Source organism: Pantanalinema rosaneae CENA516, from assembly GCF_050753385.1.
GTDB classification, from domain to species: Bacteria; Cyanobacteriota; Cyanobacteriia; order Leptolyngbyales; family Leptolyngbyaceae; genus Pantanalinema; species Pantanalinema rosaneae.
In genome coordinates this window covers 1-12,582 of sequence record NZ_JBLZFZ010000021.1, presented here as the reverse complement: position 1 = coordinate 12,582, position 12,582 = coordinate 1, and the positions used below count along the sequence as shown (strand labels likewise).

Sequence of the window (12,582 nt, the reverse complement as noted above, 5' to 3'; positions counted from 1 at the left end):
GATCGCTAGAGAATTCCTCTATACCTTTAACCCAATTAGCAGCCATCGAACCCAACTAGCGATCCCCGATATACCCCAAACTCAGGAATCCTATAAATGAGCTGCTACGTACTTTCCTACGATCGTTGGCAGCAAATAGGTGCTGTTTCCTTCAATCAATCCCCGCCGACGTAAAGATGACAGGACTTCAGATAATTCCTGCTCAGACAGTGATGGGGCGATTGTTTGTAGTACCTCGAATGTAATGGGTTGATGGCTATCTGTCAAGCAACGAATAATCATGTGTTCGGCGGCTGACAGGCGATCGAATAAGGGTGATAACAGAGCCTGAATATCGCCAAACTGATCTGGGCTGTGTTTAACGTTTTCGACAAACTTGGCAATATCGCCACCAAATAGATGTTGAATGCGGCTGGCTGTTCTGCTTAAGACTAAGGGATTGCCGCCGTAGTAGTTGATCAGTCGGTTCCAATCGCTTTCCGATCCCCAAAACTTGCCTTTGCAGGCAACAAAATCTCGCCCAGAGATCTCGCCTAACCCTTTCAACCGCTCTGACCGAACCCGAGTCGGCAGTTCAAATTCCATTTCTTCAATAGCTTTGCAATTCTCTTGACTGGTGAGAATCAGACAGCTTTGTTGAATGGTGGTCATTCGTCCCACTTGATATAACAACTCACCATAGGCTTCGTAGCCTTGTTGGTAACAGCCCTGATAACTACCGCCCTGCAAGACAGACTCCAGACCGTCCAATACAATCAGGCAACGGTATCGGGTCATGTATTCCAGCAATTGAGAGAGGTCAAATCGATGCTCTGGCTGACTGGTAATACAGAGGATGAGGTTTTCCAGCAGTTCTGGCAAAGAGGGAGGACGATTTTTCAGTTCCCAGTTATTCAGCGATCGCCAGATCACAATATCAAACTGTTCTTGCACCTGCCGTGCCAACTTGACCGCCAGAGTTGTTTTTCCAACACCAGGAATGCCAAACACCATTAACAGACGACACCCACCGATCATCCAATCTTCTAATCGTTCTAATTCGGTTTCGCGTCCTAGAAATGACGAAATATCAGGTGATGCTGCCCAGCGGGTACTCCAACTGGTGCGAGGATTGTGGTTGGGAGCTAAGTTGCCGAATCTGCCATTGGCTACATCAGGTTCTAGTTGCTTTTGCGACTGGGAGGAATGTTCGGTTGTCGATCGCAGCTCGAATGGAATTTCCCGTTGCCCCTTCCACCGTCGCTCTAAAGCAAACCGGAAATTCCGCTTACTGACATCTTCTTGCAGCGCCTGAGATAGCAGCTTCCATAAGGCAGGCCCTGCATCTTGTTTCAGGTACTTGGCTGAATAATCATACGCTGCCGCAATGTCCTCATAGGTATGCCCTTGGAGCGCACCTATGAGAATCACTCGCTGTATATCCGTTAGATGGTTACCTGTCGTTGAAACAATAGCCTCATCGGCAACATTGAGCGCTTCATCTGCACCAAACGATTCCCCGTAATTCATAGATTGCGAGGTAGTAGAACACCCTGGTTAAACTTTTTCCATAGTTTAACTGAGTTTTTCTCGATTTTTACCTGAACATTTCTGAACTTGACCTGAATATTCCTGAACTTTTCTGATCTTTGCTACTTCAGGCTGAATGCGATCGCTCAGCAGGCTTACCGTCATAGACAACCAACCAGCCTGTGATCTGTATAGGAGGCAACCCCTCCCAATGCACGATGAATCAAGCAGTTTGACGATCACTACAACTACGGTGCTTCTGATTCTGACCCTAAATCTGATATCACCTAACTTTTCCTGATCATTTCGGCTGAATTTGAGCAATCACAACCCCTGAATAAATCCGTATCGCACTTTTTTACCTGATACGACAAAGTAAATTCAGCAGCTTTTTCATCCCAAGTACTGAATAACGAAGCTGTGACCTAAGCGCCTTACAGCATCTCAACAAGAAATGCTCTCTTTTTTACATTTTTACGGAGTTACTCAATGTCTAGTGAATCTCGCTCATTAACGTTACGTGCTTGGCTCGAAACTTTAGCTACAGCTTGCATACTTGTTTTGATTACTAACTGGACAACAATTCAAGCTAATCAAACTAAGAACAATCAACTTCAGTTAAGAGATCAAGCAACTAGTAACATTCAGTTAAGAGATCAAGCAACTAGTAACATTTCCGCTAACCAAGACATAGGTACATCAATTCTTACTGTAACTCTTCAAGTAGGAATTCCTATAGCGACAGTACTAACATTAGCAGTACAGATTCAAAGGATTGCTGAGCTTCTCAGTGATGACCTAAAGGTTAAGAACAAGGATCTACAGACAAAAAATGAAACATTAGTTGATGTAGTGTTAGTTTTATCTCAAGAGTCAAAGATACTTGGTTCTTTACTAGAGAAGATTGCAGAAGCAAGCCCAGAAATAAAAAAGGCATTTATAGAAGCAAAATTATATGAAAAAATTGAAAATTTGTATTTAAGAGCAAAAGAAATAGATAATATGATTTCAATTGAGAGAGAGGCAGGGAGATGGTTGACCAAAAGAAAAAATAGCCTTATCAAATTAGGTCTTAAGACAGCGAAAGGAGAACGGAAATTAGTAAAAGAAGATGAAATGAGAGTTTTTGAAGATTTAGAAAGATGTTTAGAAGTAGTAATTAGATGCATTAAAGCAGGAATTCCTATAAATAAGCTTAACTTCAAAAAGTCTGATCTATTGAAATCACAAAAAAAAGATTTTTGTACAGATGCAATTGAATATATTAATACGGAGATTGAAGAACAAAAAAATCAGGGTGAACTAACTAATAACGTTGCTGAAATGATTCAGACTTCTCTTAATTCCCTGTTAAAAAAACTACGTGATTAAAAGGCTTATATATACCGAGATTGACATAGTTAAAGCATCAGAGCTTCAGTCCGTATGAATTATAGGGGGTAAGCATACTACTTGTTTGATTTAGCTAGGACAAATAGTCTCGCTTACCCCCTAGAAAAATTGTGAAATTTCAACTTTTACCTATACCAAACTTTTCTTTCAACTGCTCAAACCAATTATTTTCGCTATCAGATTGTAGAATAAAACTCTCAATGCTTCTTACCTTATCTTCCTCAAGTTTATTCAGTTTTTCACCAACCTTTTCAAAATTATCTCCTGTTTCTTCAAGCAATTTAATCGCCTCCGAAAAATCGTTTTTTGAAGATTTTTCCTGAAAATTTACCAATATCCTTTTGAGCGAAGATGAGATTTCTTTACCTTGCTCAACTAACTTTTTTACAGCTTCAAAAGAGCTATCCATCTAAGCCTCCTTACCAGCAATATGGCTTTTAAGTATCTAAACTCAGCTCAATATTAACATCAGTTTAGTTCTGGTGTACTAGTCGAACCTTAAATCTACATCTTTCTTAGCAATTTTTATCTAAGGTTCTATACATATGAAATCCTCAAAACTACTGCGCCTATCACAATCAAAAAATGATAGCTATGACAAGTCTATTGTTTTTAAATGGGCATCGAAAGCGTTTAAGTATTATCTGCTGATGCTGTTTGGTTGTGCAGTCAGTTTTGTGTTGGCAGGGATTTTAGGGGTTTTGCCAATGATTGAGCCATCACTGCCAGCCGTTGGTGGATTACTGTGGCGATCGGCGATGATCATTCTGTGTTTTGGCGCGATCGCAGTTGTCTTTGAATCTATTCGCCAATAAAACTAGCTAAAAAATGCTTGCGATCGTCTCACTCTAGGCAGCAAGAGCTCTATGCATCAACAGTTATAGTCGATCACGAATTCTGCGCAGCTCATTTGCAGAGCAATGCGGAAGGGCAATTTCAGAGATAGCCGATCGTCTGCTACTGGCTCGCGATCGCAAATCTAACGCAGCCGGAAACCCTTTTGCATCAATAGTTTCAGCGGCTAAAATTCTGCGCAACTCATTTGCAAGCGTCCAAAAAGGGCAATTTTCACCTGAAGAATTATCTCGGCTTGCAGAGAATAATTCTGCGCAGGTCATTTGCTCTTAGGGTTAGTATGGATGTAAAAGTTCTAGAAAGGCTGAAGTTGCTGCTATGCAAGGATTTTAGGCTTCATGAAGAACCGCAAGTCATTTGCAAATTGCGCAATATAATGTGCTCAGTCACACTGTTGTTTGTTTAAGCGGATAGAAGCTGCATCTGGCAACAGTTTTGGAGAACAGAAAATCTGCATCACTAATTTGCTCATTATTTCAGGTGCAAATTTTGGCAGGAAACATTCATAGGCAGTATCAATTACAAATTTAAAGTAGCTTGGCATCTGAAAGGGTTACCCAGCAACAGTTTCAAGTACCAGAAAATCTGCGCCAATAATTTGCCCATTATTTTAGGTGCAAATTTTCACCTCAATGATTTTAGATTGCAAGAATAATAATTATGCGCCAATAATTTGCTCATTACACTTTTGAAGCCGAAATCGAGCTAAAACGCTAAAAGCCTTGCTAGAATGAGCTTTTAGAATTTATAGGGTTGCGCCACTAATTTGCTAATCGCGCCATATTATGCGCTCACCCACAAAGGATGGTGTGATTATTTTGCCTGGATCAATGGTGGAACCCATACGATTGGACTAACACCGACAGGTCGAGCCACGGTTATTGCATTATGGCAATACCTGTCTAGGTGAGCTAATGTACTATATCGAGTCTAGAGCATATCAGAGGTTGTGACGAGAGAAAATAAACTTCAACCTACTTTCCGCACTTTAAGTGTCACGCTCAAACATTTAACGCTAAAAGCTTTGACAGGTAAGGGATCTGAGATTTTTAGTTTAAGTGAACCATTTATGCCTTATTGAGAACCACCTTGCATTATTGAGATAACTCTCTGTTCGTAACTTTTGGAGATCCGATTGCTTCGTTGCAATATTCGATGTTCTAGTTAGAAGTGCGGAATGTCGGTTCAACGATCGCCAACTTTGCGAGAACTTCCTCTGGAGAGGCGTTATCACCCAGGGAAAGGGACTGTCCCAGGCGCTGAATCAGGGCTTGAACTACGGGGGGTGGATCGGCGTTGTCAGATTGCTGCAAGGATGCCAGCAACGTGGACAGGGCTTCTTCATCCAGGGAATCGATGACCTGCGACACTGCCTTCACGGTGTCTGGATGGAGCGATCGAGGGGGATGAGTCTGCTGCACATCCGCTATCTGCCAAACTAACTACACTATTGCCAGAATTCCATCAAAGTCGTGATACAGCTCTTCCCGATAGCAAAACCGCAGTGGAATTTGATTCCAGAATAGATAAAGTATTCTTCTGCCCGAAACAAATCAAGAAAAACTTCTTTTACCTGTTCAAAGGCAGGAAAAAAACTGAATTGATCTTAGGATGACCAAGTTGGATGGTGAATGTCATACATTAACCGATGGAAATTTCCTTAGCTCTACCTCGATTGCTAATTGGCGAAAAACTGCTTTCGTGTTTTTTGCAGCAGGTGCAATAGCAATCACTCTTTAGATCAATTGGCACAGAAGCTTTTGAACTCAAATCCTCAGTCACTCAGTGGCTTAAATTTATAACCTCTTGGTCCTGCACCCAGAAATCCTCCAGTACGCGGATCGATTCGAGGTTGAACTCGGAACGATTGAGTAGATGGCAGGTTCATTCCATGTCTGTAAATGCCAGCAGAACGGCTCTCGACGATACCTCCATTACGAGAGAGTAGAGGGTATCCAGCGGATTGATTGGGTGTCAGTGGTGCTCCAGGCGAAATCTTACTTTCAAAAGCAATCAATTGACCTCCCGCTCTGCTGTTACCCAAATGATCCACTATGAAGTAAAAATCAGCAGGTTGCCCATTATCAAGAATGGGGCGAATACGTACTTGGTCCGCTACATTATTGAAGCTCTGGTCAAGCATACGACGGGTCTCAATTTCACTTGCTCTACCAAATACGCCGCTTTCTTCAAGTCGCTCGGTACGGCGTGTCCAACCAGGCTGATCGGGGCGGAGACCAGGCTCCGGACGTCTGCTAGGTATGCCTCTGTTTTCCAAACTTGCTCGTGAACCAGCAATATCGATTTGCCGATCAAGTCTTTGATTAAGTCCAGCAATGCCGTCGTAGACATCATCATACCTGGCTAGGAAGCCATCAATATCATCTGCCCCCCGCAAACCGAGATCTTCCCAGTCCAGCCCATAAGCTTCCATGTCGTCCGCAATCTCATCAAGTACAGACTGTTGATGCTCATCAAGGGTATGCCTCCGAGGCGAAGGCTCAAGATCTCTAACTTCATCTCGGATTTTGGGTGGAAGGCTAGAATCTGTAATACCACACTCTTCAGCGGAGAATCGGCACCAACCCCTGCCGTCCCGTCTTCTTCTATAGGTATGTCCGTTGGCTTCAATTTCAATATCGTAATCGTCAAAATGTTCCGAATCAGGTCCGACCTGACGGGGGCGATTTTGTCCTGCTTCCTGCATTTCTGCCCGAAATTCGGCATCGTCCATATCCTGGACTCGCTTACTGCGTGCCTCATCTAAATGGGATTGATGCCGCGCTCTTGTCTCTGGCGTATCCAAATCAACATCCATCTCACCGGGATGACGACGGCGGAACAGACTTTGGAGACGTTCTTTGAACTGAAGTAAACCTTGCCGTCCACCGCTGAAAAGCCTGCGCGCCCCTCTAACAAAGCGTCCCGGTGCAGCAGCGACGGCAGCGGCTCCTTCCCGCACACCCTGGACGGTCTGACGCGCCCATTGTCCGGGAGATCGCGGTACATGGCTGAAAAAATCACCCGATCGGAGGCTGGGTCCCATTTTGACTGCACCCACCCCTTCAACCACTGCCATTGCACCCTGGAAGCCATCGCTGGCGTTTTGCTGCATCTGCTCAGTATTGCCAAACAGTTCCCGTGCGGTTTCGGCAGTCCCTGCATCGTGTAGATTTTTGATGTAGGCGAGGTAATTGAAATAGACCGCTAAGCTGCCCGCAATAATAGCACCCCAACCGGCATAGGTCATGACTGTGCCCATCCAGGCGATGACAGGTCCGGTAACAGGTGTAAGGAAGCCCCAGGAGAAAATAGTGAGGGCAACCATTAAAGCCGTAATAATCGCGGCAATACCCAGGATAGAGGAGAAGACCGTTGCCAGTCCGGTGGAAATATCGGCAGCGATTTGCAGTAAATTGCCTAAAGGATCGCGCTGCCAGGCTTCCCAATTGCCGATATTGGCGAGTCCAGTAAGTGTCTTACCGAAGCCCTGAATCACCCCTTGCATTGCCGTCGCAGGGTTGATCATGCCTTTCAGCATGTCTTCACCCATTTGCAAAACGTTGATATTGGCAATGTCGTCAGTAATAGATTGAGCCACCAGGCGATTTGCCAGCATTTGCTGCTGTTCTTCCGTCAGGTGGTTCATGTTCTGGTCAGCAACATTGAGCACACCATCCACTCGCTCAATACGGCGGTTTTCCACCTCTTGTATCTGTTCCTGACGCGGATCGGCTGCCTGCTCGCCTAAGCCAAGAGTTTGGGTTGCACTTTGTCCAAAGGCTTCCGCTGTTGCATCATCAACAAAAGCACTTGCAACGGTGCCAAACACTGCCTCGCTGGCAGATCCCTGAGCCCGCATCAGTGATTGGCTGGCTTCACTGGTATCAACCTGAATGCGCTGTCCTTCAGCCTCTTCAACACCCTGCTCAGGGGTACGAGCCGCCATACGCTCCAATGCTGCCAGCAGCCTATCTCGATGGTTCTGATCCAGTTCAGCAATATACTGTTCCTGCTCTGCATCACTCATACCTGCCAGTTCAACCAGTTCCTGTTCTTCTGGTGAAAGTTCAGGTGGAGGTTCCTGTTCAGACTGCTCTTGCAACCGTTGTTCAGCCTCTTCGCGGCTTTCGATCGCCGCCATACGACTCAGGTACTCATCCTGGAGTGAATTCAGTTCATCTTCCATGACGATCGAAGCGGCAACCAGTTCATCTCCTGACTCGGCAGAGCGACGAGCAAAACTGCGGATCAGAGCGGGACCCGATTCAACCGCTTCAATTTGCGACTGGCTAGCTGCATTGGCTGCATGCATTTCATCAATGCGAGCATCCGTCTGGGTAATAATTTCTTCAGTTTCAGTAATTTGAGCTTCTGACGCCTGGTTTTGTTCAGCAGCCATTTCTGCATCTTGCTGATACTGGCGAGCACGCGCTCCGGTTTGCTGAATGGCTTCATCCATTGACTCGGCACCCGTAGCAGCATCCTGCATATCCCCGCTTTGCTCTTCGGCATCGGCGCGGGCATCAGGATCATCGGGAATTTCGCCCTCGCTGCGATCGGCAGTACTGCGGGCTTCCCCAGCCAGCTCACCCGATTCTGCCTGTCCGGCATCGGCTTGAGCAGCTAGACCAGGGGCAGCATCTGCAACAAACTGCTGTCGTTCAACACTTTCGCTCAGCACTTTATGGGATTGTTGAGCAATTTCCTGCCGCTCAGCATTGTGTTCCTCTATTGTGTCAGTCCCCGTTTCGGCATTTGCCAGGTCTTCCCGTTGCCGCTCTATAACGGCATCCTGACCATAGGAACCAATTTCTTGCTCGGCAGCAGACAGCTTCATCTCATACCCTTTCTGGCGCAGCATTTCGCCGACATAGCCGAGTCCACGCACCTGGGTATCGATCTCACTATTACGGGGGAGAGGTTCTCCAGCACTGTCCACGGGTGCTTCGATAGGAGGATGCTCGAAGGGTTGCGGTTGTTCTGGAATCTGAACTGCAAAGGCTTGTTGCTCCGCAGCCTGAGCCCGTTGAGCCGCAGCTTCAGCATCGGAAAGCTCCCTGCTTTCTTCTTCCGTAGCTCCAGCCTCTTCTTCGCTGGCTTCTGGCGGTTGATCCTGTACCTGTTGATCAATTTGTGTCTGTTGAGTTTCGGTTTGTTCTCGGGCAATCGCACCCCGGTCTACCGAAGGTCGAGATTCACCCGAACTGGAAATTTCACTGGACTCCTGCCGGACTTCTTCCCGGTCTGGATTTCGAGCTTCCTCCCGTTCCTCTTCACTCAAATCATCCCGGTCTTGAACCCTGGAATCAGTGTTGATTTTTTCTCGCATTCGGCTTTCAACTTCGGTACCATCTTCCGGTCGTTCCGCTTCTGAGGGAAGTTCGGCCGTCTGTTCCGGGGGGACAAATCGCTGAATTCTGTCCCCGATCGCGCCTTGCTGAATCGCATGAACTGTTTCGTGTACGAGCAGGAATTGCCCCTTCTGCGAATCGGGTTGATACTCACCGGAGTTAAAGTAAATATCGTTGCGATGGGTAAATGCCCGCGATCGCAACTGCTGATTCATCTGAGCAGAGGTGCCATCGATGTGAATCCGGATCTGGCTTAAGTCTCGACCCAGTTGTCGTTCCATGTGAGATCGAACTGGAGGAGCGAGGGGCTGTCCATTGCCCTGGCTGGTGTCCAAATTCTTCTTCAGAGCAATGCGGGATTGATTAGCCGATTGTTGCTGTTGAGCTGAACCCCCTGCCATCGGTGAATCACCCGCTACGATCGCCTTGGATTGTAAAGTGGGCGGTTCTTCATCCGTGATAGAAGGTGGTTGAATGTTCGGTAAGTTGACCTGGGCACTCCCCCCCTTACCTGCATCTGCTTCCTCTGCCTCAACAGCAACTTCGGGGACAGCCGTTGTCTCTTCTGGAAAACTAGCTTCCGTTACCGATGGTTGTTCTGCGTCTGGAACCAGCGGAAAAGTAAATTTAGGCTGAAGTTGGGGTGTTGTTCCACAGGTAGTGCATTGAGCCTGAATCTGCGGTGTAGCCGATGGAGGAGGCTGATTAACCACCTGCTCGGCGATGGCATCCGCCTGCCGCTCGTATATATCTCCTGGCTGTCCGATCGTCAGCTGAAATTGAACATCTGGATCTTCCTCTGTAGGAGAGATCTGCTCAGAGACAGGCTTCAGTTGCACCTGGGAAGTATCCTTTTCCTCCTGCTCTTCTGCCTCCGCTGCACAGGTTTCGCACTTTCGTTGAATCGGCAACGTGCCTGTATTTTCTTCAACCTCTTCTTCTTCCGCTTGCTGTTGCAGAAGCGGAAGGCTTGAGCCAGAAATGCTCGCTCGCTGGAGAAACAGGGGCATACCTGCCGTGGCTCCGGCATCCAACTGGGGTGGCATTGGCACGGCGATCGGGTCGGTGGCGCTGTGAGTTGCAGCTTTTCTGGGTTCTGACTTTGAGGCAACAGCAGTTTCCACGTCCTTTCTCCTAAATCCGACCGAGCAACAGTTCCTCAACGGGCTACTCACAATTCCGATGCCATAGGCAAATCTCCTTCAGTTAATCACCAGCTTTCAGGGTGACTGGAAGTTGACGTCCGAGTTTGCGATATTCGGCAGTGAGTCCCTGAAGCACATCGTTGTAGTCGATCGGGCGATTTTCTGCCTGGGCGAAGACGGCAGCCGCCAGGACGGCATTGCGAATATGCCCGCCACAGAGGTCGGTGGTAGTGGCAATCTGGTTCAAATCTTTTGCAGTGAGAGTGTGGTGGCTACCCAGGTGAGACTGCCAGAGCGATCGGCGTTCCTGGGGACGGGGCAGGGGAAACTCGATCACCAGATCGAGGCGACGGGAGAAGGCGTTATCAAACCGGGTGCGACTGTTACTGGTCAGCAGGGTGATGCCATCGTAGGACTCGATCCGTTGCAGCAGGTAGTTGGTCTGGGCATTGGCGAAGCGATCGGTGGACTGTTGCACCTCCGTCCGTTTCCCAAACAGCGAATCCGCTTCATCGAACAACAGAATCACCTCTGCCTGTTCTGCCCGTGCCAGCAGTTGTGCCAGGTTCTTCTCCGTTTCACCGATATACTTGCTCACCACCGCTGCCAGATCTACCCGGTAGAGGGGCATACCCAGCCGGGTTGCCAGCCATCCCACTGCCAAGGTTTTTCCCGTGCCGGAGGGACCCACCAGCAGGGCACAGACACCGGGATGGTAGCGAGCCGTGGCAGAGGTTCCCAACCCCTGCACCAGTCCATCGCGGGAACGGCAGCGCAACAGCAGGTTATCCAGTTCTTCCCGCAGGGCTGGGGTGACGACCAGGGCATCATCGGGGATGGGTGCGGCAAGGGGCTGTGCCAGGGCATCCAGTCCGACACCTGCCCCCGTCCAGGCAGCCTGTACCACATCTGCGGCGATCGGTTGAGGATGGTGATTCAACCTGCTGTAATGCTGTGCCAGTCGTCCCAGTTGGGCAATCCGTCCACTGCCATGTCGGTGATAGCACGCCAGATCTGCCGCCAGGTCGGGATTCTCGACCGCCTGCTGCCAGAGCGTTTGCCGCTCCGATCGATCGGGGACAGGAATCACCCAGTTCAGAACATCTGCGCCCCCCATTTCGGGACTGCCATCGGGACCACAGAGGACCAGCATCGGACCCGAATAAAACGGCAGATGGGGTAGAATCTTCCGTTCGCCGGGAGCCAGATCCAGGCAAAAAACGGGTAGCAGGCGACGCAGCAGCAGCCAGGGACTCAGACCCGGAATCAGATCGGTTTCAATGAACAGCGGACGGCACTGGAGACACTGGGCGATCGCCGCCGCCACCGATCGTCCCTCTGCCAGTGAACCCGTCCGCAGGATCAGCAGGCGAGAAGCATGGTGCAGGCTTTCTGCCTGGTGTTGAGCGGTGGTCAGAAGCGAGGCAGGCAGGGGGACGGGGGGCACAGTGCCCAGTCCGATCGTCGTGCCTGCCCAGGTGCCATCCTCTCCTTCCAGGGCAGACCAGAGGTGTAATGGAATCCGCACCGATCGTTCCGGTAGGGGCGCTCCTTCCTGCATCAGTTGCAGCAGTCCACTATGCACTGCCACCCCGTTGATCAGGGAATGAATCGGACTCATCCCCGGTTCTGCTATAGCTGCCAGAGCTGTTGAGAGCAGGCTGAGGGTGGGACGGGAACCACCCAGAGGAGCCTGAATGCGTGCCAGTGCCCGCCCAACGATCGCATCAGCTTCCACTGCTGCTGCCAGTGCCACTGCCAGCAGTTCGATCGGCGTCAGCGACAGGTCAACTGCCAGTTGCAGCAGGGGTTGATCAATAGGGGACGGCTGTTCCAGATAGGTGGCAAAGCGGCGGTGCCAGCCCTGTTGTTGGGGATCGACCTGTTGCCGCTGGTGTTGCAGGAACTGAAGTTCGGGTTCACTGCTGCTGGCAGGAAGGTGCGCCGCGATCGCTGCCAGAGCAAAGGTTTTGAGGGTGATTGTCGGCGATCGCTCCTTCCCATTGGGCAATTCTGCCGCAACTGGAGTGCCATGATGCTGAGAGTTCGGAAGCGTATGTAGATTAGTGTTAGAACTCATCAGTCAAGCCTCCAGTAGAGTAATGGAACAGCACCACCCGTCCTAGCCAGGGCACCCAACCGGGATTGAGATCCAGACCTGCCCGCCGGATACGGATATCTGCCTGGTCAGGCTCAAACAGGAGATCGATGTGGGTTCGGGTGGCGAGAAGTTTTCCGGGTCGGTGGATCAGGGTGGGAAGTCCGATCCGGGCATAGCGACGACACCAGCGACGGATCAGGCTGCGCCCTGTCTCTTATACACATCT

General features: G+C 49.1%; 7 protein-coding genes. 2 read left to right on the top strand and 5 right to left on the bottom strand.

Features of this window, described 5'->3' with window-relative positions:
- Window positions 1-90 precede the first annotated feature (90 nt).
- A complete protein-coding gene (locus ACN4EK_RS14010) occupies window positions 91-1,509 on the bottom strand; it encodes an NB-ARC domain-containing protein (RefSeq protein WP_431658562.1) in 1,419 nt (472 codons plus the stop codon).
- Between the two features lie 489 nt (window positions 1,510-1,998).
- Here ACN4EK_RS14010 and ACN4EK_RS14005 point away from each other — a divergent pair, with 489 nt between their 5' ends.
- Window positions 1,999-2,880: a hypothetical protein gene (locus ACN4EK_RS14005; protein WP_431658561.1), complete on the top strand. Its 882-nt coding sequence runs from the start codon at window positions 1,999-2,001 to the stop codon at window positions 2,878-2,880.
- Between the two features lie 139 nt (window positions 2,881-3,019).
- On the opposite strand, the gene ACN4EK_RS14000 is transcribed toward ACN4EK_RS14005, so the two are convergent.
- The gene (locus ACN4EK_RS14000; RefSeq protein ID WP_431658560.1) at window positions 3,020-3,310 is read right to left on the bottom strand and encodes a hypothetical protein; all 291 of its coding nucleotides are present in this window, start codon (window positions 3,308-3,310) and stop codon (window positions 3,020-3,022) included.
- A 241-nt stretch (window positions 3,311-3,551) separates the two neighbouring features.
- On the opposite strand from ACN4EK_RS14000, the gene ACN4EK_RS13995 reads away from it, so the two are divergent.
- Window positions 3,552-3,716, top strand: a complete 165-nt coding sequence (locus ACN4EK_RS13995) for a hypothetical protein (protein WP_431658559.1) — start codon at window positions 3,552-3,554, stop codon at window positions 3,714-3,716.
- Between the two features lie 1,200 nt (window positions 3,717-4,916).
- On the opposite strand, the gene ACN4EK_RS13990 is transcribed toward ACN4EK_RS13995, so the two are convergent.
- The 3 genes from ACN4EK_RS13990 to ACN4EK_RS13980 form a co-directional block, all read right to left on the bottom strand.
- A complete protein-coding gene (locus tag ACN4EK_RS13990) occupies window positions 4,917-5,177 on the bottom strand; it encodes a hypothetical protein (RefSeq protein WP_431658558.1) in 261 nt (86 codons plus the stop codon).
- Between the two features lie 353 nt (window positions 5,178-5,530).
- Window positions 5,531-10,234, bottom strand: a complete 4,704-nt coding sequence (locus ACN4EK_RS13985; protein WP_431658556.1) for an eCIS core domain-containing protein — start codon at window positions 10,232-10,234, stop codon at window positions 5,531-5,533.
- Window positions 10,235-10,316: 82 nt separating this feature from the next.
- Window positions 10,317-12,335, bottom strand: a complete 2,019-nt coding sequence (locus ACN4EK_RS13980; protein WP_431658555.1) for an ATP-binding protein — start codon at window positions 12,333-12,335, stop codon at window positions 10,317-10,319.
- Window positions 12,336-12,582: the final 247 nt, after the last annotated feature.

What these genes read in the sequence shown, in the direction of transcription:
- ACN4EK_RS13980 (WP_431658555.1), bottom strand. Translation starts at nt 12,335, where the DNA reads ATGAGTTCTAACACTAATCTACATACGCTTCCGAACTCTCAGCATCAT.
- ACN4EK_RS14005 (WP_431658561.1), top strand. Translation starts at nt 1,999, where the DNA reads ATGTCTAGTGAATCTCGCTCATTAACGTTACGTGCTTGGCTCGAAACT.
- ACN4EK_RS13995 (WP_431658559.1), top strand. Translation starts at nt 3,552, where the DNA reads ATGCTGTTTGGTTGTGCAGTCAGTTTTGTGTTGGCAGGGATTTTAGGG.
- ACN4EK_RS14010 (WP_431658562.1), bottom strand. Translation starts at nt 1,509, where the DNA reads ATGAATTACGGGGAATCGTTTGGTGCAGATGAAGCGCTCAATGTTGCC.
- ACN4EK_RS14000 (WP_431658560.1), bottom strand. Translation starts at nt 3,310, where the DNA reads ATGGATAGCTCTTTTGAAGCTGTAAAAAAGTTAGTTGAGCAAGGTAAA.